This window comes from Symmachiella macrocystis (assembly GCF_007860075.1).
Classification (GTDB): Bacteria; Planctomycetota; Planctomycetia; order Planctomycetales; family Planctomycetaceae; genus Symmachiella; species Symmachiella macrocystis.
Genome location: NZ_SJPP01000003.1, coordinates 914896 through 937672, shown reverse-complemented (window position 1 = coordinate 937672; position 22777 = coordinate 914896). Strand labels below are relative to the sequence as shown.

Below are 22777 nucleotides of genomic sequence, written 5' to 3'. Positions count from 1 at the left end.
TCTGACCCGCAGGTCTCAAAGGACCGGTGCAGCAGCCTCCAAACGATGTGACCGTGTTGGAGGCTGCGCGGCAGGTCAAAAAGCGAGGAGCCGGGGCCACCTGTGCAGCGCCGACTGATTCTGCCCACAAGAGAACAAAGTACCGCCGGAACTAGCCTTTACGATGACGGATCTTGCTACGCATACGCCGTTTTTTTCGCCCGATTTTCCGCCGACCTTTGCCTGTCTTCTTCGTACCCATTCGCGAATCGCTCCTCCGCCAGCTTCTGTTGTGTTCTACCGAAAAACAATTGAATCCCGACTCTTAACACACTTGCGTCAATTCTTCAAGAGTTGTGCAGGATCCGGGATTATTGGTTTTCTGCCATTTGATACCGATCAAGTGAGAGTTCAGCACGATTTCACCCTGTCTTGGCAGCCAAATTCACTACCCCCCGACACAAGACGACTTGAATCGAGTCCATTGTTCAGCAGCCAATGACCCGATAAAGTAGCTCATTCGCCGCTCCCCGCCCGCTGGCGGAGTTGCTTGGATCGGCCAAACCTACAGTCTACAGCCTAAAGCCCACGGCCTAAAATCATGATCGTCAGTTGGAATTGGTTAAAAGAATACGTTCCCCTCGAGATGTCGGCCGATGATTTGACCGACAAGTTGACTCTCTCTGGTTTGAACCTCGAAGGGACCGAGGCGTTTCCCGATGATTTGGGGATCGATCTGGAGGTCACCAGCAATCGCCCCGATTGCCTGGGGCATCTCGGCGTGGCTCGCGAAATTGCGGCGCTGTACGACAAACCAATCACCATTCCCGACGCCCAACCGAGTGAATCGGCGGCCAAAACGGCCGAGGCGACGTCTGTGGAGATCGAATGTGACGATCTGTGCCCGCAATATATCGCCCGCGTCGTGCGGGGCGTAAAAGTGGCGGAGAGTCCGGATTGGCTGAAGAGCCGGTTGGAGACACTCGGTATTCGGCCGATCAACAACATCGTCGATATCTCGAACTACGTGTTGATGGAGTGCGGACAGCCGCTGCACACATTCGACATGGATAAGCTACACGAAGGCCGGATTGTCGTTCGCCGCGCGCAGCCGGGGGAAAAACTGACGGCGATCGACCAACGCGATTATGAACTGCAGCCGGAGATGTGCGTCATCGCCGACGCCGACCGACCGGTGGCCATTGCCGGCGTGATGGGGGGATTGGAAACCGAGATCAGCGCCGCGACGACCAACGTACTCATCGAAGTTGCTGATTTCCGCCCGCTGTCGATTCGCAACACTGCCCGCGTACTGAATCTGCATAGCGACTCGTCGTATCGATTCGAACGCGGCGTCGACCCTCACGGCATGGACTGGGCGAGTCGTCGCTGTGCGGAATTGATTTTGGAACTGGCCGGTGGGGAACTGCTGGAAGGAGCCGTGGTTGCCGGTGCGGGGCGGACGCCGAACAGCGATCCGGTCGAATTGCGTTTCGCGCAAATTTCGCGAATCTTGGGAATCGACGTCGAACCAAACGAGGTGGTCCGCATTCTCACTGACTTGGGATTGGAACTGCAGGGCGAAGCGAGCGCCGCCTCCTGTCGATTCGTTCCGCCTTCCTGGCGGCGTGATTTGACACGGGAAATCGACCTGATTGAAGAGGTCGCCCGCATTTATGGTTACGAACAGATTCCCGAAGACGTGCTCGTGCCGCTGACCGCCAGCAGCAAGCGGGTCTTCGACCGTGTCGCCGACCGCGTACACAACGCGCTCAACGGCAACGGTTATTTCGAGTCGATCACGATGACCTTTGTCGACGACGATTTGCTAGGGCTGTTCCGCCCGACCGGCGACGGCGAACCGCTGCGCGTGGAGCATTCGTCGCGCAAACGGGAAAACATCTTGCGGCAAAGTCTGATTCCCAGTTTGCTGCAATCGCGCCGCGAAAATGAAAAACGCGGCACGTTCAATGCACGGTTGTATGAAATCTCCAACGTCTATCTGGCCGCTTCTCCGGGCGATCGAAGTGGGGAGCCGACACGGCTGTCACTGGTTAGCGGCGATTCCTTTTTCGATGTGAAGGGCATCGTGGAGTTGTTGGCCAAGGCGGTGAATCACCAGTCGCTGGTCGAAGTTCGTCCGTGTGAGCTACCGAGTTTCGCCGCAGGGCGGGGCTGTGAGGTCTTGCTCAATGGCCAGTTGTGGGGTTGGCTGGGAGAAATCGCCGCCGATATTAAAGACAAGTTGAATCTGCGCGACGATGTGACGGTGGCAGAGTTGGATTTCGGCATGTTGGACCGCACAGCGGACCTCACCCCGCAATTCGTCCCCACGCCGCAATATCCGTCCAGTGACCGTGACTTGAATTTCATTCTGGACGATGCGACGACCTGGCAGCAGGTCGCACAAACCGTCAAAGCGGCTGCCGGCCCGCTGTTGGAAGATTTGCGATTCGACAGCCAATTCCGCGGCAAGCAAATCCCGACCGGGAAAAAGAGCTACTTGCTCACGGCACGCTACCGCGCAGCAGACCGTACGCTAACGGCCGAAGAAGTCGATGTCTCGCAACAAGCGGTGATCGCCGCCTGCCGGGAGCAATTGGGAGCGGAACTGCGCGGCTGAGCCAAGTGTGTCATGCACACCATGACCTACGGATACAAAAATCGGGCCCCCAAACGTTCGCTTGGGGGCCCGATTCTTTTTGCTCAACCATTTTCAATTTACTATTTATCGCCAAACGGCCGGCCGGATTCGAGTTGGTACTGGAAGCCGTCGCAGCCCAAGTTTTTCAGATAATCGGCGATGGACCGAGCCCCGTCATCCCATTCTCCCTTGGGAACCCAATTGAAGGTAACGACCAGTCCCTTGTCGGTTTTTTCATCGACCTTCAATCGCGGATCGTCGCCGACCGCTTTCATCTGTGGGGAGCTCATGGCTTTTTTGATGGTGTCGATCGCTTGCTGATTGGGGGCGATGAATTTCAGCGTCAGCGATGTCGGCAATGTCTGGTCTTTGTCGGCAAACGGGAACGTATCGGGTGTGATGCCGACGTTGGTGGTGACAATCAGTGGCACCGGCTTGCCGACGTTGTAGGTCAACTCTGCAAAGAACGCCGTCCAACCTTCTTCGGGAGTCTCGACGTGGGCGACGTAAACGCCGTCTCCCTGGTCCTTGAGTTCGGTGCTGGTGTAGATCGGTCCCACACTCTCGATGCGGAAGTCACGGCCTTTGGGGTTCGTGGCTTGCCAGAGCAGGACTTTTTCCGGTTTGTCGACGGTTTTGATCTCGATCGTGTTTTCAGCAGTCCGCTTCCAGGAAAACTTCGGTCCCTCCTCTTTGGCCAAAACGGTCAAATAGAAGGCGATCAAACTTTCGACAGCATCGGTGCCTCGCAGGGAGTGGTCTGTGTTGGGAACATACCTTAGGTACTTCTCGCCGGTCAATTCGTCGAAGTAATACCGTGACAAGTCGGGAGGAAAGTATTGGTCTCCCGCTCCGTTGATGACGTATTTGGGCATCGTCAAACGATGTCGATAACTATACGGGTCAACCAACCCGTGCAGGGCGGCGATGCGGGGATGATCACCCATCCGCATCAGTTTGTGCGCGACGTAATCGCCGACCGACGGTGAAAAGAAACCGTAGCAGGAGAAGTGATGGTTCATCGATTTTTCGAGATTTAAAATGTCGATCACGATCGGGGCAATGCCGACGACGCGTTTGTCGACCGCACCCACCAACCAAGTTGTCCAACCCCGCTTGGAGCCGCCGGCGACGAAGTATTCATCGACTTTCCGCTTGCCCCCTTCGTCGGAAGCTAGTAGTTCGGTGACGGCATCCATAGCGCGGACGACACTCTTGACCATCGGATTGCGTGCGGGCCAGGTGGCGTCGCCCGTTTCCAAGAATTTTACCCAGGTGTAAGCGATCAGATCGTCTTCGACGCGACGTTTGCCATCTTTGTGAAAGACGAGAGTCTGATTGGGGATCATGTGTACTTCGGCGACGACGGTTTGTGTTGCCTTGGCGATTTGGATGACCCGTTCCGAAGGACCTTTGGGAGGATCCCCGCCATTGCGTCCGCCGCCAATCCACATGAAGCCTACGTTCGACTTAATCTTATCCGGAACGGCGACCGTGACCCAATGTTGCCATTCGGTGCGATTGACGTCGTCCTTCGTCCGCCAGTTTTGTGAGACCATGTCGAGCACAAAGGTCTGCATGCCCTTGACCTTGTCATGCTCGACGACTTTCCAACTGTAACTGTCATCGGGCTTTTCGACATAATCATCCAGCGCGGTCCGCGCGGGCAGTGGCTCAGCGGCAAGACCAACACCGCTGCTCACCAGTAGCAACGCGCAGGCCAAAATGCCAGACAAGGCAAACGGTTGTCGCAGTCCATGGAGCGCGCTTGAGAATGGTTTCGTGAAATTTGCTGATCGGGCAAAACCCGACTGCGGAGCGAACGGCTGCTCTTCTGGTGTGATGTGCATGCTGTCTTTCGAAATAGTCACGAGTGTTGTAGGAGAATACCCTGGAAATTGTGGACGCTGTTTCTTTTAAGGATAAACGGCGCCGGATGAAAATCAAATGCTGATGCCGCGAAACTTCATAGGGAATGTTCGTATTTTGAATTGGCAAGCCGAGGAAAGCAAAGAACTCGAGGAGAGTCGCTTCAGATGCAGGGAAAAACTAGCGTGCGCAATAGTTTCTTTGCTTCTGAAGCTTCTCTACACGAGTCGCTTGATTGCCTGTGGAACAATTTGTTCCCAGAACTACGCTTCTGTAGATGTTATTTGTTGGATTTTTTGTCGGAATTCTCCGAGCGGCGCGCCACCCAGGGGAATGACTGTGATTTGCCAACTTTCTCGATCGTGAAAGTCGCTTGGCCTTTGATTTCAGCCGTGTCGATTTGCGCATCGAAGCCCAGAACCGCGCCGCGAAATTGCGCCGGTTTCACCTGAAACGTAATCCGGCGGCCGTCGATGACCGCGTCTTCAATCTCAATCGGTCCGTTCTGAGTATTCAGTACGCCCGATAATTTGTTGTCTTCGAGTTTGAGCGATAATGATTCTTCGACCTTCTTCAGTCCCACGCTGCGTTCCCAACTCCATTCGCCCGTGGGGTCAATCTCGACGTTTTTGCTGAGCTTCGGCTGCTTGTTGTCTTCGATGGGGATGGTATCGAAGAATCCGATCATCATTTCCTCCCAGCTTTGATCTCCCCAGCGGACCTTTTTGTTGGGATCGGGATTGGCGGGATTCTCCTTGGAATTGTCGAACAAGGCTGTGCAGTGAATCGTGGTCCCCTTCGGGATACGCTTTGGTTTGTCGAGGATGTACTTGAGTTGCCAATTGAAATCATACTTGGGCACATCGAGCAGCACTTCCTTTTTGCCGTCAGGGTAGATCGCTTCATAGCGAAACGCCTTGCCGCGTAGATGCATGTGCGGCGTCATGGCCAGTAGGGATTCGTCGCGATGGAATTGATAGTCCGCGGTCACAGAGTGATTGTCCGTATTGGGGGGGATTCGAAATCTGGTATTGATTGCCAGTCGCCCTTTCCGCAATTTGGTGACGTCCTTTTTGTCAATGAAACAGACTCCCGCATAGCTGCGGTCGTGTTGTTCGTAACCGTTGGGTGTATAGTGCATTTGGAACAGCAATCGACTGCCGACAGGTACTTTCAGGGCGATACCGTCTCGTAATTGCACCGGTGTACTCCCCGGGGCATAACCCACGAGCACGTCGCGCGCGTCGGATTTCGCGCGTTCGCCGGGCGGGATGATATAGACCAGGATGTGATGGACGACCGAGGTGTTGTCGGGGCGAGCTTCGGCGGCATAGATGTATTTGTCCTCGTCCCAGCCAGTTTCCACCACGAAGTATTGGTAATCCACAACGCCTTGCGCCGGCACGGTGAATGGTTCCTCACGCATGTGAAAGACTTGATCCGGCTTTGGAATTCGCCATCCCTCGCTGAATTTTGGCGGAGCAGGCAGCTTGGCAGGATCTCCTGCGGGCATGCCGTTTTTGACCCATTTGTAAATCAGCGACTTTTCCTCTTCGCTCAGGCGGGCATCGTTACGGAATTCACCGTGAGCAGGATTTGCGAACCACGGCGGCATACGCTGATCTTCGATGACCTCAACAATGGTCTCTTCCCAACCGATGACGTCATCGTAGCTGGTCAATGGGAACGGTGCGATTTCGCCGTCACGATGGCATTCCACACACCGCTTGTTGAAGATGGCGGCAATGTGATTCGAGTAGGTGATTTCGCCGGTCGGTTTGGATTTTTTAACCCGACCGATATAACAACCGACCGGTTTCGTTTTCGGCAAAGAGACCGGTTTGCCGGCCAGCAATTCTTCGACAGCGACCGCCACATGGTGCCGCTGGACGGTGTCACGCGATACGCCCACGCCGTATTGATTGTCGATGCGGCCGTGATAGCGGACCTTGCGATCCTCATCGAGCACGAACACCTCGGGCGTCCGCTCCGCTTGCATTGCATCCGCGACGTGATTGCCGACGTCCTTCAACAAGGGAAAGCGAATTTTATACCGCTCGGCGTAGTTGCTTAACTCTGTGTTGCTGTCCTGTGTATTGGAGTTGATGCCGATAAAGGCGACGCTTTGGTCGGCGAATTGCTGCTGCAGTTCGGTCAGCCGCGGGCCATACAACTTCGCGAGGGGACATTCGGTTCCCAGGAATGTGATGACGACTACTTTTTTGTCGGCAAAGTCACTCAGCGACCATTCACGACCCAGATGGCTGCGAAGTTTGAAATCCTCGACCAATTTTGCGGGTGCTGATTCGGCTCCTAATGCGGGAACGCAGATCGCGACTGCAACAAGGCACAGCCATAAACGCATTGACATCAAATTTCCCATTTCGGCTCCTCAGCTTAGAACCCGTTTCAAAACCTAGTGGCGATCGTTCTCGAAACGTGCAGATCAATGTTCGAGGGACGCGCCGGAGGGTTTTGAATCGATTTGTCGCAGAAAACGCTAGAGTCGCTCCCGCCTACCGAAGTCCACTCGGCAGGCGGGAATTGCGTCTCGTTCTATCGTACTGTAGAGGAGATCTTCCGGCCTGTCAGTTGCGTTTTTGTATCGACAATGTATCGAAATGTATCCGAATACCGCAGAGCCGCACGTGAATTGGCAATGATTGCCAATGCTGCTGTGGCCCGGGTCTCCTTTTGACCTCACGACAGGGGATCAATGGGGCCATGTGGTGCGGATACGGCAGCCGCCGAGGTCGCTTTTGTCGATTTCTATCCGGCCGTCATGACTGGTGACGATACGATTGACCAGCGCGAGTCCCAGCCCCACGCCGCGATGGTCGCTAAGTTCATTCTGGTTGTCTAACCGTACAAATGGTTGTAAGACGTGCGGCCGGTCTGATTCGGGAATTCCGCCACCGTCATCCTCGATATCGATGGCGATACACCCTTCCTCACGCGTGGCCTGGATGCGGACTCGGTGATTCGCAAAACGGCAGGCGTTGTCGATCAAATTGCCGAGAACCCGTTGTAATCCGCTCGTGTCAGCCCGGACGACGATGTTGTTTTGCTTGAGCTGGTCGACATCGAATTCGATGTCGGGAAACAGCGTCGCTTGTCGTTCCAGCAACGTCTCCACGGCTTCGGGTAATGCGTTTGACTGTAGTTCCAGAGGAGATTCGGTCGTTTCCATTCTGACATAACTCAACAGTTCCTCGACTAGCTGATCCAACTCTTCGGTGGCCGCATCGACGGTCTCCAGACGCAGTCGCCGTTCCTCATCGGTCTTGGCGGTGCCAATCAGGTCGATGGCAAAGCGAATCCGTGCCAGGGGGGTGCGGAATTCGTGGGAGACCGCTTGCAGGAGTTCCCGTTGCGTTCTGAGCAATGCTTCCATGCGATCGGCCATTGAGTTGAAGGCGCTGGCAAGATGCTTGCCTTTGGGAACGCGCTGGGGATCGATCCGAGCCGATAGGTTGCCTTCGGCAATGGCGGTCGCTGTTCGTTCGACTTCACGCAACTGGCGCGCGACCGGTCGCAAGAGCACGGCGATCGCCAACGCCGCCAAGGAGAGGATGACTCCCAGTCCCACAACAACATCAGTCTGGCTGGGGCCAACGAAACTAGGAAGCGGGCCGAGCGAGACGACCTGTTGCTTATTGGAGAGGGGAGTGGCGACATTGGCGCCGTCGTGTGAGTAAAACACGATTTCATCAAAGCGTTGTAACCGGGTTCGTTCGTCATTCGAAAACGCGCCGGATTCGATGTCGAGGATTTGGACCGGATACTCGAATTCCTGACCGATTGCCTGCAATGCAGCATCCATTTCACCCGGCAGCGTTTGATCGAGTTGCTCACGAACCATCCGCAGTCCGCCCCCTAGCGCACGTTCGACCACACCCTCATTGCGCTCATCGGACCGCTGACGCACGACGGTCAATTGCACGAACCAGGCTGTAAACAAAATGAACAGCACGCCCAGATAAAACCGGATGAATAATCGAGTCATTGATTTAACGGCAGAATATAGCCGACTCCTCGTACCGATTTGATTCGTTCGGGATTCGTCGGGTCGTCCCCCAGTTTTTTCCGCAGTCGCGAAATTCGCAAATCGATTGAACGATCGACGCCATCGAATTTGACACCATGAATCTGTTCGTAGATGTCATTACGACTGAGGACCTTGCCGGCATTTTTTGCCAGCAGTAACAACAAGTCGAATTCCGCAGTCGTCAGGTCCAGGGCAGTTCCCTCGATCTGAACGGCGCGATTGGCCTCATCGACGACCAACTGCCCCAATTGAATTTTATGCGGGGGTGCATCCCCCGCGATGCTCGCAATGCCGCGGCGCAACAACGATTGCAACCGCGCCAACAATGCCCGGGGACGGACCGGTTTGGCCATGTAATCGTCAGCGCCGACCTCAAGCCCAATCACCTCGTCGATCTCACTGCCGCGGGCGGTGAGAATCATAATCGGTCCCGGATAAGCGGACCGCACTTCCCGGCAGACCGAAAAACCATCCAGGCCGGGCAGGTTCACATCCAGTATTACGGCAGCGGGCAGTTCGGAAATGATACGTCCGACCGCCGTGTCGCCCCGCGCTTCGGTGGTGACTTCGAATCCATGAGAGACGAGAAAATCGGCAACGATCTCCGCCAAGGCGGCATCATCTTCAACGAGCAGGATTTGGGGAGCGTTGTTTGCGTTCATGACTTAGAAAATACAACACCGCCGCCCCGGATGCCCAGTACCAAAATCAAATAACCCACGAATTTCTTGTCTTGGCTCGTCATTTTGGGCATGATGCCTGAATTGTTTTCGATACTGGTATGTTCACCTATCCACCCGAGTAGACCGCATCAACCAACCCCGCATCGACACGGTTGCCGTTGATCTCTATGAGCGGAAACCGGGGGCGCTTCAGCAATTCTGGTTGATCCTTCAGCTTTTGTAAGGCGGCGCGGTTCCCGGTTTGCTGCAGCCACTGCCACGTTTCTGGACCATTTTGATAGGCATCGATATCCCAACACGCAAAAGTTGTCGCGCCTTTTTGGTACGCATCGACTAACGACGTCGGCGACATCGCCTTATTGCCGCGGTAACCGGTGAACAATACAAACTCGCACCCGTGTTGCTTGCCGAGTTGGATATAAGTTTTATCAACGCCTTCTTGACAAATCACGCTATCCAACAAGTCCAATTTGATCCACTCCGCCACATCCAATCCTTCATCCAGCGGACGCCCTCCCAGCCAAACACCCTGATCGTGTGGCCAAACCCAGACCGATAACGTCAGGTTTTTGCCTTGCGACTTGCCCACTTCTTCCAATTTGGCGCGGACTCGTTTGAGGAAACTCGTCATGATTTCCGCACGCACCACATCAATGCGCGGATCGTCCTCAGCGACATCTTGGGACGAGACGCCGTATTTCTTTTCAAAGGCTGCACGCACCGGTTGCTCCCACAACAGGAAATGTGGTCCGCGGACAAAGCACAGATTGATGCCGTCCGCATCAATCAACCGGCAGCTTTCGTCGATCTGGTCCAGGATCAATTGTTGGACCTGCGGAAACGCGAGGCTGGCTTTTTGAAGCGGTCGACCATCGCGCGTGACTTGTCGCACTTCGGGATGCTTTTGAACAAAGTTGTTTTTGTGGGCTTCCATCATTCCAATCCCACCCAAAATTCCGATCCGGTACATCAGATCGAATTTCATCCCCAGCTTGTGCGCGTGCTCGGCCAATAATTGTTGCGGGACGATTCCCTCCGCTGCGCACTGCTTAAAGAACTGTTGCATCTGCCGTTGGCCGCGTTGATAGTTGTTCCCAAACGTCAACGGCGACTCCAAGAACAGGTCGTCATTTCCTAGATAAGTCAGGTCGGGATTTTTGGTGGGAAAACCGGTGCGATCGCCGTACGTCACGGCCCACAGGACTTTCTTGGTGTCGGAATCACGCAGCTTTTCGACCCATTCCAACAGATGGTCGGTTGTCGAAACATCGCTGAAATGAAAAATGGACGAACCATCGAACGTGGCCACCAGATTCTTTCGCGACTCATCCTGCCGCCGCGATTTCTCCGCCTCCACTTGTGCCGGACTCAAAGGCACGAGTTTCACATAAGCGAGATACGCACTGTGCGGCTGTAATCCGTTGGACTTGGCAAAAGCGATAGAGGTTTCATCGGATAGATCCGCCCGGCAGAGCGAAACTTCTTCGAGAAAGGTCGCGTTTTGCAATCCCGGACTGTTTCCCGGATGAATCTGTTGAAAGATTGGCCGGCTCCCAAGCCGCGCCTTGATGATCGGTTGGCCGTCGTACATGACTTTGGGATTCCAGATACCCAGCACGACATCGAACCAACCGTCGACTTCGATGGGTAACCGCACTTCAGGGGCCTCAACAAACGACCCGGCGCCCAGCATGATGCCTTTGTGTTCAGCGGTCGCATAGGGGATCAACCGCCATTTTCCCGGCTCCGGCTCACTGGCCAATGCCGCCGCCGGTTCGCAGCGGGACATATCGGTGAGAAAGATCGCTTCATCACTCTCGGCCGCTGATAGCAAAGCGCAGGGGCAACATCCAAGAAAAATTGCCAGCAGTCCTGCTGAAAAAATCCGATTACTCACAATGCTCTCCATGGTGCTCAATTATTTTTGCTTGATATACAGCGGCTGCGCTGTCCTTAAGGTTTGTCGCTCATCACAAATTTCAACGTCCCCCCGTTTTGGATCTCATGATGCGCGATCCACCATCGATCCAGTGGCTTGCCATTGAGTTCCACACGTTCAACGTAGACACGCTCCGGTGCGTAATTCTCGGCAATGATCTCCAATGGTTGATCGCCGATTTGCAAAACCGCCCGTTTCCAAAGCGGACTGCCCAATTCGTAACGGTCGGTGCCGACAACAGGATAAAAACCGAGTGAACTCAATACATACCAGGCTGACAACGTCCCGCCATCGTCGTTGCCGTCAAGGCCGTTGGGACCGTCCCCGTGTTTGTGTTTCAGGATCCACCGCACCCACTTTTGCGTCAAATCAGGTCGCCCGGCGGCATTAAAAAGGTAGACCGCATGAATGTCGGGCTGATTGCCCTGCCAATAATATCCGTTGGGCAGCGCGCCGACTTGTGGGACCGATCCGGCGAAGAAGGCTTCCAGTTCCTTGACGAACTTTTCTTTGCTGGAGAAAAGCGACACCAACCCGGCGGCATCATGCGAGACGGCCCACCGCCATTGCAGCGCGCTACCTTCGGCATAGTCGTCGGTAAATTTCCCGCCGATGTCGACATAGGTGAGCAACAACGGACGCAGCGGCGTCGAAAACTCTCCCTGGGCATCGCGTGGTTGAAAGTATTCCGTTTCTGGATTCCATAAGTTGCGATAGTTTTGTCCGCGTTTGGCGAATAAAGCGGCATCTTTTTCATGGCCCAACTCTGCTGCCAAACGGACGATGGCGGCGTCGGTGCTGGCATATTCCAAAGTCTTGGCGACTGCTTGGCTCATCTTATCCGAGGGGCAATAGCCATATTTGACATAGTCGGTGATCCCTCGCCGCCCAGAATACGCAGCTCCTTTAGGAGCGGGTTCCAGTGCAGCTTTGCGCATCACGCGGTAAGCGGTTTCCACATCAAAATCGCGAATGCCTTTGAGGTAGGCCTCCACAATCGCGACCTCCGCCGGCGCGCCGAACATGGAATTCGTGTAACCGGCACCCGACGGCCAGCGGGGAAGATTGCCTCCCTGTTCGGCCATTTTGACCAGTGAAACTAGCATATCGCGGTGCCGCTCGGGCGTGAGTAACGTGTACAGCGGGTGCGTCGTGCGGAACGTATCCCACAGCGACATGTCAGTGTAGTACTCGAACCCGTCGGTTTGGTGAATTTGTTTATCAAAGCCGAGATATTGCCCGTTCACATCGTTGAAAACCGTGGGCATGATCATCGCGTGATACAGCGCTGTGTAAAATATCTCCCGATCCGCCGGGCTGCCCCCTTCGATTTGTACTTTGGAGAGCAGGGTATTCCACTTGTTGGCGGCGGCGGTGCGGATGTCGTCGAAACTTTGCTGTGCCAATTCCTGGTCTAGGTTCTCGCGGGCGTTTTCGATGCTGACGTGCGACAGCGCGACCGCGAATTCGATGGTTTGTTGCTCTTTCGCTGCGGCAAAGGTGAATCCTGCGCCGATATCATCGCCGACGACATTGGTCTGGTCGGACGTGAGTTTCTCGCCGGACCAAGTCTCGACGTTTTCCCAGCCGCGGCGAAACCTTGCCACAAAATACACCTGCAGTCCGCCATAACGTCCCGAGAAGGACCCGAATGTCCGAGCAGTGCCGGTGATCTCATTGGCAGCAGGGAGCAGATGCAATTCACACGCTTCGCTGCGCCCGCGGCCCAACGCGCTGCCGACATCCAGGGAAATCCGCGGAACGGCGCCGGCGGGGAATGTGTAGCGATGCAATCCCACTCGCTGCGTCGCTGTTAATTCTGCTTTGACAGCAATAGACGGGAACGTCACAGAGTAATACCCCGGCGACGCTGATTCTTGTTCATGATCGAAGTTGAGTTGCGGATTGCGCAACACGTTTTTCTCTGGCTTGGCGACCACCCCCGGCATCACGCGAAAGTGTCCCCCATCGACGGCTCCGGTGCCGCACAGTCGCGTGTGGCTGAATCCCAAAATTGCGGGATCGTGATAAAAATAGCCCGACATATTTGTCGCCGTCGCCCCAAACGCTGAGATCGTATCGGGGCTCAACCGGACTACGCCAAAGGGAACGTTAGCCCCGGGAGAATTATTGCCGCAAACGTATCGATTCCCGCCGGTACTAATAAACGGGTCCACCAACTGTACAGGACGCGCTGGATCAGGATCGTCGGCACATACGGGTGGGATAAAGCAGAGCAAGAGTGCCCCGAGGGCGAGTCGTTTCATCAATGTGTTCATTGCGGTGGTTGCTGAACCTTTCCGTTTAAGATGGCGACGATGTATGCGGCATTTTCCGGTGCGGTTGTGCTGATGACGAAACGAGAGCCAATTTCAGTTTCCAAGCGAGGCAACTCAAAAACCTGCCCGCGCACAACCATAGCCACATTGCGAAACAGTTCGTTCAGATAGTCCGGGGCATTCGAACTCAACAACTCATGAGCCAGTTGTGCCCCTGCGGCACTGATTGTGATTTTTACCTGCGGATGGCCGTCGCTAATGGCTTCATCCGAAAGCGTGGCCGTGCGGATATAACTTTCCGTCAGATCAAACTGGCTATGTACGACCAACACTTCCCTGACGCTGTTTTCTTCGCGAACAATGAAATCATCGGTTTCATCGATTTGCTGGCTGGCAAGGCTATTAGCCGCTACTTGAAGCCACTCGCCGACAATTTCGCCGTCTTTGAGCACGATCGCGCCGGGTGTCTCCTTGGCCAAGGCAATGATCTCCAGGTGGTCCGCTTCATTGGCGGCAATGCACATCGCAAACGTGCCGGGCGTCAAACGGACCGGGCGATTGCACCCGCAGAGCAGTAATAATGTTATGGCCAAGAGGACAATGCGGCTGAGAATCATAACTTGGTTCCAGTCGCTCACAGAGAGAAACCCCTGCCGACGGCTTTGCTCAGCAGCGAGGAGACGTTTGACAGACGCTTTGGGAATGCAATCTCTGTCGACACCACAGCATGATCCCCAGGTTGGTTGCCTAGGACGGTGCGGGTTATTCGTCGTCGTCTTTTTCCTTCTCGGTGGCGATTTCGAAATCGGTTTTCAGCTCGCGCATATAGGTCCGCCATTCCAACGTCATCGCCTTGCGATCCTCACCAAAAGCTCGATCAAAAATCTCCAACAGGACGTCGGGGTTGAGTGTGATGTCCGGTGGCATCTGCGCCAGCAGAGCATAGTATTTTACAAATTCTTGAAAGTGCTTTTCCATCAGAAAATGTGTCAGCGCCCACGCTTGCCCATAGGCGTGTAGCCGAGCATTGTGCGAACCGGCCAGCATAAAGATTTGGTCGGTAACGATAAAATCGATGTTGGAGTGATCCACATCCTCGGCGAGTGCACGGTACTTGTCCAATCGGTCTTTATTCACAGCCCCTACGCCGCTCCAGGTCGCTTCGGCGGGCGCTTCGAAATAGGTGGCCAACCCTTCGTGCGCCCAATTGGGAATGCGGACATGTCGCGGCAGCAAACCCGTGTTCCCTGCGAGTTGATGCGTTGCCTCATGGGTCACGACTTTGATGTCAGAACGCTCCTGAGCAGCGGAAAACATCACCTGCAAGGTATTTGTATTGCGGACGATTGTTTTGGCGGCCCGGCTGCGATTTCTCACTGCCTGTTCTTTTTGCTCTTGGAGCTTCTCCATCGAGTCCTGCACCGCTTCGTACAACTCGTCAGTGGCATTGTCGTAGAATACGCTGACGTTACGCGTGGGATCCCAGAATCCGACCGCGCTGGCCAGTGCGGGGTTCAGCGACTTGGAAAAGTCCAGATAATCCTGGTTTTCCTTAAACAATAGTACCTGCAAGCGTTCCTGAGGGATGTCAATTTCGATCCCTTCGACGATGAACATGAACAGGAACGTTTCGTAAACGTCTTCCAGCAACCGTAGACGTTCTTTAGCGCGGGGGGGACGGCGGCGCGCGTTGGCGATTTTGAGCATTTCCCCGGCAGGATTGGTGTCATGCAGCAGGATGAAATGATTGCTGCGTTCGACATTGAAATTCGGTCGATTCAAGATGCTCTTCAGGCGCTCTTCTTCCTCATCCGATTCGGGCAAGGGAACGTCAATTTGTTCCTTCAGTGCTTTGGCACGCAGGGCGGCGGGATGGTCGGGGTCGATGTCCAGTGTTTGATCGATCCCCTGATAGAATTGATGCAGCAATGCATGTTTCAACGCCCATTTGGCCGCAGCGAACAAGGCATCGGCATCCTTGTCCGCTCGGGCCTTGGCCGCCATGCGTCCAAAGAGAGCGGTGTTTGAGGGGACTTCATAAACCTCCGTAACGTCGTTGTTGTCAAAGTACAGCGTGCCGAATTTGTGCGACAACCGCACGGTGCGGCCCTTTTGCACTCGGCCTTCCAGGACGATGGTGAGGTTTGAACCGGGAACTCGGACTTCCAGAAAGTCGGCTCGTACAGACGGCTGAGGCCATGACAGCAACAACAATGCGGTCGCAATCAAAAGTAGTTGATGTCGCCGGAACATGCCGTTTTTCTTTTCTGTTGTGGAGGCCGGTGTTAGTTGGTTGAGCTGACGGATTATTGACCACCCGATTTAAAGAAATCGATCACACCTTGCAGTCCGTTCCCAGCTGCAGGCGCTGGAGTCGGTGTTGGCGTGGGAATCCCGGTTTGCAAGGGCTGTCCGCTGGGAATATCCACCGTCTCGGCGCCATGAATCGTACACATGGCGCGAAATACTTCCGGGTCGATGTCGGCCGAGATTTCGCGGCTGGAGCCGTCAGCGAAAAGAACGACGCTGCCAGGTGTTTTCAATCCTGGGGATTGGAATCCGCTCAGTTCGTCAAAGTAAGGTTCCCGCGCTCCGCGAATTGTGGCGCCCCCTCCCTGAATCCAAGGACCGGCCAACCGGCCCGAACCTATCAGCATAATGGTCTTGCTCGCGCCATCGGTGATCTCACGTGGTTTTGCGATGTCGTCATAGCCAAAGAATCCCGCGCGGGGATCGTTTCGACTCAACGCCGCAGCCACAACATTCGGGCCGTCTTCCACTCCCGACATCCCGACAAAATGTGTCAGGCCCAATCCGTTGTAGGGATAGCCTTGCCATTTGGCGGTGTCGGCGCCTGGGTTGAGAAATTCCGGAATCACCGTGCGGGCGATGCGATGATTTTCCGGATGCGTGATCCAACTCTTCTCGAAGTCCAATCCCCCATAAAGTTCTGCATACCCCATATAGGGGAGCAGTTCGGTCATCCAGCTGTACCCACCGACAATGGGCATATCTTTGACCATCCGAACACCGCGACGATTGCCGCCTGCTTGGTTGCTCCAAAAACTCATGGATGCAGAAACCATTGTAAGTGTTCCGGGATGCAGACCGCCCCCACTCAGTGACCCACCGGCCGCTTGTTGGGCCGCTGCGGCGACGGAAATCATCGATGGCGGCAGATCCATTGTGGCATCCACGCGGAGAAAATTATTTTCACGTGTCAATTCATATTCAAACGCAACATCGACAGTCTGGAACTGAATTCCAGGATCACTATTCTGACGATTAGTCGGCGGACGAATTCCAAAGCGACTTCTCCCGTCCTGATCATCCCGTTTGTTGGGCCCGTTCGCGCCACCGCGTCCGGCATTATTATTCCTTGGTTGCGGCCCCTTGCGTCTACGCCCACTCCTACCATCCCCTTTGTCTTTATCTTTAGCCCAAAGGGGGCGTACTTGCGGAAGAGCCGGGGAGGGCACCGCAGTGGGGTGTTCCGCGGGACCGAATTCGTGAGGAAGCTGGCGCGGGGTGTTGCCAAGTTGTTTGCCCAATATTCCCAGGGGGTTGGCATTGGCGTCGGCTCCCCGGTGGCTACCATCTTTTCCAGAATCGGTCCACGCGATGTTGTAGGTCGCAGCCGTTTTTAATGTGTCCGGCATGGCGTCCATCACGCTTCGCACACGGCGTTCCATCCGTACGGCCTGTTGGTCGTCCTGAAAAGCAAAACCAAGCGTAACGGCGATCGCACCGCTTGCGGATTTAGCGACGGCGGCATTACGCGGTCGGAGTCCTCCGGCAAATCCCTTGTTCTCCACCGCGTTATTATTGCCCTGGTCGTCGCCTTTATCTTTGTCCTTGGCCAAGCCTCTCTCCAAACCTCTTTCAAGGCCTCGCTCTTTATTCTTCCCCTTACCTCGTCGTCTCTCTTCCTCTTCTTCCTCCTCCTGCTCCCCGCGACTGCGAAGACGAACCTTGACTCCTTTTCTGGGCACCGGCCCGCCTGCACCATTCTTGGCTCCCGGGTGCGATTTGGATGGAAAGACCAGCGCAAAACCGACAGGGGGGACATTGGCGTCAGAATTCGACGTGAAACCGCCAAATCCATGGAACGCCAACTGTTGCAAATATGCGTCAGGACCACCGGCCACCCAGTAGGCAGGCGATTCGGTATTCGCGGCAGCGAGTCCCAATGTCACAGGTCCGTCGACTGGCTTTTTCAAAGCGGATTCCACCGTTTTGCGGCTTCCGAGCATGAGGACTTTTTCATCGACGAACGCCACGGCGCTTTCCACACCGTCCGGCGACGGTAACGCATGAAGTTCAATTCCGTCGATCTTGCCCAACGGCTCTCCGATACGCAGCGTGCCCCGTAACTGGGCGCGGTCATACTGTTTGACCATTTTCGCGCAGAGAGCGCCTTCGCTGGTTGCGGGGTTGGAGCCCACCCAAAACTCTTCGACATCCGCGAGTTGAAAACCGGACAACGCCAAAATCATCGTGGCGGGTCGAAATTCAGCAGCGAAGTCCACTCCCATTTTCTCGGAAATCCCCGGCAAGGCGTCAACCTTCGCGCCCATGGCGGCTGTGAGCGAGGGGGGGATGAGCGACGTCACATCGACCGGCTCGGATGGGGCTGCGGGGGGGGCCGGTTTGGGTTTTTGTTTTGGCTTGGGTTTGGCAACGGCGACCGGCGCCTGTTGCGCTGGTGGCGCCGGCTCCTCCTCTTTCCCACAGCCTGGAAGCAAGACGCACAGCGAAACAAAATACACCAGCCAGAGTCGCTTGGTCATCACTTTCTCCGCGTTTGTGAATTTGGTTTCGGCCTGAAGTGAGCGCATAACATCCGTGCCGTTTTTATCAAAGCGATGATCAGGCGGTCACCGAGCGGAAATCGCGAGCACCGACACGAATCATCTGCAAGCCTTATTGTAACCAATCGGCAATCCGAAACGCGATCAACGCTGTTGATTTTCGCCTAAAAATACACGTCGAACGCAGATGTCGAGTGTCCCATAGATAATACGGGAAGTCAAGAATTTCCCCCCTTCTCAACGTGCGCCGCAGTCGGTTCCCCTTTTTTTGGAGGAAACGGCTACGTGTCGCTCACCGGTGCACCCAGAGATGTTCCGCCGTGAGCGAGCACAGGGAAAAGATACCGTTGATCCGTTTCGGTGGCGACCCGTTCAACCAGACGGCCCGGTTGCGGGCGTGCCTCGGCTGTGCGCGTTGCTGCCGCTGTACTCGTACAAACCACCTTAGGCCCTAATCGTTCTCGGCGCGAAGGACGGAGACGAATGCTTTTTGAGGGATATTCACGCTGCCGAACTGCTTCATTTTTGCCTTGCCCTTCTTCTGCTTTTCGAGCAGCTTCTTCTTCCGCGTCACGTCGCCGCCGTACAGCTTCTCGGTCACGTCTTTGCGGAACGGCGCGATGGTTGTTCGCGCAATGATTTCACCGCCGATGGCCCCTTGGACTGGAATCTTGAATTGGTGGCGGGGGATTTCCTTGGCAAGTCGTTCGCAGTAGTGCAGTGCTCGCGGCCGTGCTTTTTCGCGATGAACGAGGTAGGAAAGCGTGTCGACCGGTTCCTTGTTAATCAGAATATCGACTTTCACCACATCGGTGGTTCGATACTCGATTGGCTCGTAGTCAAACGATCCGTATCCGCGCGTAATCATTTTCAGCTTGCCGTAGAAGTCAAACAGGACTTCGCCGAGTGGCATGACGCTGGTCACTTCGATCCGGCTGGCCGACAGATAGTTCATCGTCTGGCTTTCCGAGCGGTGTTCCCTGCACAGTTCCATGACAGGCCCGACGTACGTCTCGGGAGTCAGAATCGACGCTTTGATGTACGGTTCGCTGGCGGACTGGATGGTCGTCGGGTGGGGCCAGTTACTCGGGTTGTCGACTTCGAGCGTTGAACCGTCCACCAACGTCAGGTTGTACTTCACCGAAGGGGCTGTGATGATCAGGCCGATGTCAAATTCCCGCCGCAAACGCTCTTGAATCACATCCAGATGCAGTAATCCGAGAAACCCGCAACGAAACCCGAATCCCAGCGCCGCGGAGCTGTCCTTTTCATAGGTGAGGGCGGCGTCGTTGATCACCAGTTTGTCCAGAGCTTTGGTCAGCTCCACGTAATCACCCGTGTCCATGGGATAGATGGACGAAAAGACGACCTGTCTGGCTTTTTGGTAGCCGGGAATGGCTTCTGCGGTCGGCCGGTCCTGCAGGGTAATCGTATCACCAATCTCGATGTCCTGAACGCTTTTGACACCAGCGACGACATAACCGACTTCTCCGGCGCTGAGCTGTGATTTGGGGTTGAGCTTAAACTGGTTGTAGCCCACTTCATCGACCGTAAAATTGCGACCGGCGTGCATGAAGAGGATCGTATCCCGCGGCTTGAGCGTCCCTTCCAGCACGCGGACCTGCAGAATCACCCCGCGAAACTTATCGAATTGCGCGTCGAACACGAGTGCCTTGAGCGGAGCATCCGGATCGCCCTGGGGAGCCGGCAGCTTCTCGACGATACCGATCATCACGTCTTCAATGCCGATGCCATTCTTGGCAGAGATGGGGATTGCTTCGAAGGGATCAAGCCCCAATTCCGCATCAATTGCTTCGCGCGCACGATCGACGTCCGCTGAAGGAAGGTCGATCTTGTTGATCACCGGTAGCAGGGTCAGGTCGTGTTCCAGCGCCAGATAAAGGTTCGCAACCGTTTGCGCTTCCACGCCCTGAGACGCATCGACAATGATCAACGCCCCTTCGCAGGCCATTAATGACCGTCGGACTTCGTGCGAAAAATCGACGTGGCCCGGCGTATCGATCAGATTCAACAGATAGTCTTTGCCATCCGGCGCCCGGTAATCGAGCGTAATCGTATTGCTTTTGATGGTGATGCCCCGTTCACGCTCAATTTCCATCGAGTCGAGCATCTGTTCGTGCAGCTCACGTTGCGTAACGCCCCCACAGGTCTGAATCAGCCGGTCCGCCAATGTTGACTTGCCGTGATCAATATGTGCAATGATGCAGAAATTTCGAATGTGTTTCATGGGCGTAGTTTTATCAGAAAGCGGCAGGCACGACCAACGTCACGACACTGCCGGAACCGCAGAATCAGGAGATTGGCGTCAGAACCTTGGCCGCAGGTTCAGAAATGGTTCATTTTCGGCTGGCAAGTCGTCAGCTTCCATTCGACGCAGCGATTCCTAGTGAATTCGAGCCGCGTTGTGAAATGACGAGCCGCTCAAAGGCGTTGAACGGGGGCTGCTTCCACTTTTGTGGCAGCATAGCGCACAAAAAAAACGCCGACGCGCGGGCGTCGACGGTTGGGATGTGTATCGTAGCCTATTTCAGGCAACCTGTTGCCGTTTGCTTCGCCAACTGTAAGCAAGTAACGACACACAGGTGATGCCGACCAATCCAGCGTAGGTACTGGGTTCGGGGACGGGGTTGACTATTACATTGTCAAGCTCGATACGCGTCCCGACTGGCGAGTTGTTTTCCGTGAGAGTGAAGCGGATTGTGCCGTTGTCTGAAATGTTGTCGAGGTCAATGAGCGAGATGATTGTGCTGAACGCGGTGGGAGACCCAAAGACGCCGTCGTCGCTACCCTGGTCTACAAGCGTCACCGTTTTTGGATCCGGGGCCGTGGTTGACTGGTAGACGAACTCGGCCAAAAAGGAGTCTTCGAACTCGACGGGAGCCATCACCTGCCACTCATAATCGAAGCTGATGGACAATGCTTCCGTGCCAATGGGGATGTCGAACGACTGCTCAAAAATCGAAATGCCCGGCGTACCCGGTCGTCCAACATGCGCTGTTCCGGAAACCCAAGTGGTAGGAATACCGGGTTGTATAATCGTCCAACCTGCGAGGTCGGTGTCAAACGTCCCGTTCGTGATCAACTCTGCTTGAGCACTCCGACCCGCGCCAGCCAATAAAAAGCCCATCGCGATTGATGCGAGTAACATCTTTGAAGTTCTCATATTGATTTTCCTCGCTCCATGTGCTGGGGTGGTTGCGTTGTCAGATTGAGGGAAGCAACCGCATTATTGTGTCGTCTCTTTCAAGGCGTCAACTAGAGTCTGACCTGTTCGTGACAAATTGCACACATCCACATCATTTTGCGCAATTGCGCAATTCGTTGTTCAGCACGCACATCCACATCAGTACGATGCGGATTGCCGCATCAGTTGCGCCAGGGAATATCGTGATCCCGTCTCCGCCGACTCTTGCGGGCACGCTTCCATTGCCACTCGTGCCACCGCCTGCGGAGGGGATTGGCGAGCAATGCCACAAGCAAAAGCAGGAGCAGCAAAATCACTCCCGTCGCCATGAGGATGGTCGTGGCGTCGGTAAAAACATGAAACACCGTCTCGAATGGAGACATTGACTGTTGAGCGAGTAGGGACACGACGTCCTCAGCCCAAAAAGGTGTTGCCAAAAATGGGAATCATTACGGCGGTCTACAGAACTAGACGAATTAGAATCGGAGAACGAACATCCAAATTCCCTCAGGTTCTCGGTTTTCAAGAAATGGCTAAAAACGCCTGGCCATCACCGCTGGCAAATCGTTACCGACGTTCAATCAGATGCACATATGTAATTCTTTCAACCCATCGGCTCTCATGGCGCGCCCTCATCATACGAACTACCCGTTAGGTGCGGAGGTGTTTCGCGAAAACGGTCTCATCCGATTGCCGGTTTTATCTCTTCTTTTTCTTCTTCCACAGGAATGCTCCGTCACCTTCCCATGTGTACGGGATGTCAATGTCCTCAAACGATTCAAAGGAATCGGTCGTGGCGATCATCTCGAAGCTGCCGCCGACTATCCTTTTAAATTGCCCGGTGTTCTGGTCGCACACTGGTGTGAATGTGGCAACGAACACGCCGACAAATGTGCCGTCCTTGGGGAATCACTGAGAAGGTGCCCGCGAAATCGCAGACCAGCTGGTCGCCGTTCGCGCCGGTAAACACGGTGGGCGTCTCGCCGCTGGAAAAGGTTCCGGTCAGCGTCTCAAAGTCGACCGTATCGAATTGGAATGCGCCCTCGGCGTGGTATTTTCCGAGTTGTGTGGCGGTGCCGTCGGCGTAGTAGGTTGTAGGGGGCAGCCCGGGAAATGGAAAGTAGGCCGCTTCCCCACCCCCGTTGATTTTGAAGGGCTTAGAAATGACATGAGACTTCTTTTTGTTGTGCTTATTGGCCCATAGGGTTCCGTTTGTCATTGCGAGAACAACCGCTACGGTCAGCAGAACTGTGGTCCCAATACGTATCACTTTCATCTCGTGCGCCGCTGCTTTCGGAATTGCGAAACTCCAGTAACCAT

General features: G+C 55.0%; 13 protein-coding genes. 1 reads left to right on the top strand and 12 read right to left on the bottom strand.

Going from position 1 to position 22777, the window contains the following annotated elements:
* The first annotated feature begins 580 nt into the window (after positions 1–580).
* On the top strand, positions 581–2602 hold the full coding sequence (gene pheT, locus CA54_RS27085) for a phenylalanine--tRNA ligase subunit beta (protein WP_146374097.1): 2022 nt from the start codon (positions 581–583) through the stop codon (positions 2600–2602).
* Positions 2603–2703: 101 nt separating this feature from the next.
* Here pheT and CA54_RS27080 read toward each other — a convergent pair whose 3' ends face one another.
* The 12 genes from CA54_RS27080 to CA54_RS27025 all read right to left on the bottom strand — a co-directional run bounded on the left by CA54_RS27080 (position 2704) and on the right by CA54_RS27025 (position 22733).
* Positions 2704–4473 carry a PhoPQ-activated pathogenicity-related family protein gene (locus tag CA54_RS27080; RefSeq protein WP_146374096.1) on the bottom strand — a complete coding sequence of 590 codons (1770 nt, stop codon included), beginning with the start codon at positions 4471–4473 and terminating at the stop codon, positions 2704–2706.
* Between the two features lie 299 nt (positions 4474–4772).
* Positions 4773–6863: a redoxin domain-containing protein gene (locus CA54_RS27075; RefSeq protein WP_197532872.1), complete on the bottom strand. Its 2091-nt coding sequence runs from the start codon at positions 6861–6863 to the stop codon at positions 4773–4775.
* Positions 6864–7205: 342 nt separating this feature from the next.
* Positions 7206–8498 carry an ATP-binding protein gene (locus CA54_RS27070; protein ID WP_146374094.1) on the bottom strand — a complete coding sequence of 431 codons (1293 nt, stop codon included), beginning with the start codon at positions 8496–8498 and terminating at the stop codon, positions 7206–7208.
* On the bottom strand, positions 8495–9202 hold the full coding sequence (locus tag CA54_RS27065; protein WP_146374093.1) for a response regulator transcription factor: 708 nt from the start codon (positions 9200–9202) through the stop codon (positions 8495–8497). Before CA54_RS27065 ends, CA54_RS27070 begins: the two co-directional genes overlap by 4 nt.
* 127 nt (positions 9203–9329) lie before the next feature.
* Positions 9330–11120, bottom strand: a complete 1791-nt coding sequence (locus CA54_RS27060) for a hypothetical protein (protein ID WP_146374092.1) — start codon at positions 11118–11120, stop codon at positions 9330–9332.
* A 56-nt stretch (positions 11121–11176) separates the two neighbouring features.
* Entirely contained in the window at positions 11177–13429 is a 2253-nt protein-coding gene (locus tag CA54_RS27055; RefSeq protein WP_197532871.1) for a GH92 family glycosyl hydrolase, read from the bottom strand.
* Between the two features lie 8 nt (positions 13430–13437).
* On the bottom strand, positions 13438–14058 hold the full coding sequence (locus CA54_RS27050; protein ID WP_146374090.1) for a SecDF P1 head subdomain-containing protein: 621 nt from the start codon (positions 14056–14058) through the stop codon (positions 13438–13440).
* A gap of 145 nt (positions 14059–14203) precedes the next feature.
* Entirely contained in the window at positions 14204–15694 is a 1491-nt protein-coding gene (locus CA54_RS27045; protein WP_146374089.1) for a DUF1570 domain-containing protein, read from the bottom strand.
* A gap of 53 nt (positions 15695–15747) precedes the next feature.
* Positions 15748–18231 carry a DUF1559 family PulG-like putative transporter gene (locus tag CA54_RS27040; RefSeq protein WP_197532870.1) on the bottom strand — a complete coding sequence of 828 codons (2484 nt, stop codon included), beginning with the start codon at positions 18229–18231 and terminating at the stop codon, positions 15748–15750.
* Between the two features lie 472 nt (positions 18232–18703).
* Positions 18704–20500 carry a translation elongation factor 4 gene (lepA, locus tag CA54_RS27035; RefSeq protein WP_146374087.1) on the bottom strand — a complete coding sequence of 599 codons (1797 nt, stop codon included), beginning with the start codon at positions 20498–20500 and terminating at the stop codon, positions 18704–18706.
* Positions 20501–20800: 300 nt separating this feature from the next.
* Positions 20801–21436 (bottom strand): PEP-CTERM sorting domain-containing protein, encoded by a 636-nt coding sequence (locus tag CA54_RS27030; protein ID WP_146374086.1) that lies wholly within the window; start codon positions 21434–21436, stop codon positions 20801–20803.
* An 850-nt stretch (positions 21437–22286) separates the two neighbouring features.
* Positions 22287–22733 carry a hypothetical protein gene (locus CA54_RS27025; RefSeq protein WP_146374085.1) on the bottom strand — a complete coding sequence of 149 codons (447 nt, stop codon included), beginning with the start codon at positions 22731–22733 and terminating at the stop codon, positions 22287–22289.
* Positions 22734–22777: the final 44 nt, after the last annotated feature.

Bases quoted from the DNA above. Each gene is read 5' to 3' on its own strand.
- pheT (WP_146374097.1), top strand. From the start codon at position 581: ATGATCGTCAGTTGGAATTGGTTAAAAGAATACGTTCCCCTCGAGATG.
- CA54_RS27080 (WP_146374096.1), bottom strand. From the start codon at position 4,473: ATGCACATCACACCAGAAGAGCAGCCGTTCGCTCCGCAGTCGGGTTTT.
- CA54_RS27075 (WP_197532872.1), bottom strand. From the start codon at position 6,863: ATGTCAATGCGTTTATGGCTGTGCCTTGTTGCAGTCGCGATCTGCGTT.
- CA54_RS27070 (WP_146374094.1), bottom strand. From the start codon at position 8,498: ATGACTCGATTATTCATCCGGTTTTATCTGGGCGTGCTGTTCATTTTG.
- CA54_RS27065 (WP_146374093.1), bottom strand. From the start codon at position 9,202: ATGAACGCAAACAACGCTCCCCAAATCCTGCTCGTTGAAGATGATGCC.
- CA54_RS27055 (WP_197532871.1), bottom strand. From the start codon at position 13,429: ATGAAACGACTCGCCCTCGGGGCACTCTTGCTCTGCTTTATCCCACCC.
- CA54_RS27050 (WP_146374090.1), bottom strand. From the start codon at position 14,058: ATGATTCTCAGCCGCATTGTCCTCTTGGCCATAACATTATTACTGCTC.
- CA54_RS27045 (WP_146374089.1), bottom strand. From the start codon at position 15,694: ATGTTCCGGCGACATCAACTACTTTTGATTGCGACCGCATTGTTGTTG.
- CA54_RS27040 (WP_197532870.1), bottom strand. From the start codon at position 18,231: ATGACCAAGCGACTCTGGCTGGTGTATTTTGTTTCGCTGTGCGTCTTG.
- lepA (WP_146374087.1), bottom strand. From the start codon at position 20,500: ATGAAACACATTCGAAATTTCTGCATCATTGCACATATTGATCACGGC.
- CA54_RS27030 (WP_146374086.1), bottom strand. From the start codon at position 21,436: ATGAGAACTTCAAAGATGTTACTCGCATCAATCGCGATGGGCTTTTTA.
- CA54_RS27025 (WP_146374085.1), bottom strand. From the start codon at position 22,733: ATGAAAGTGATACGTATTGGGACCACAGTTCTGCTGACCGTAGCGGTT.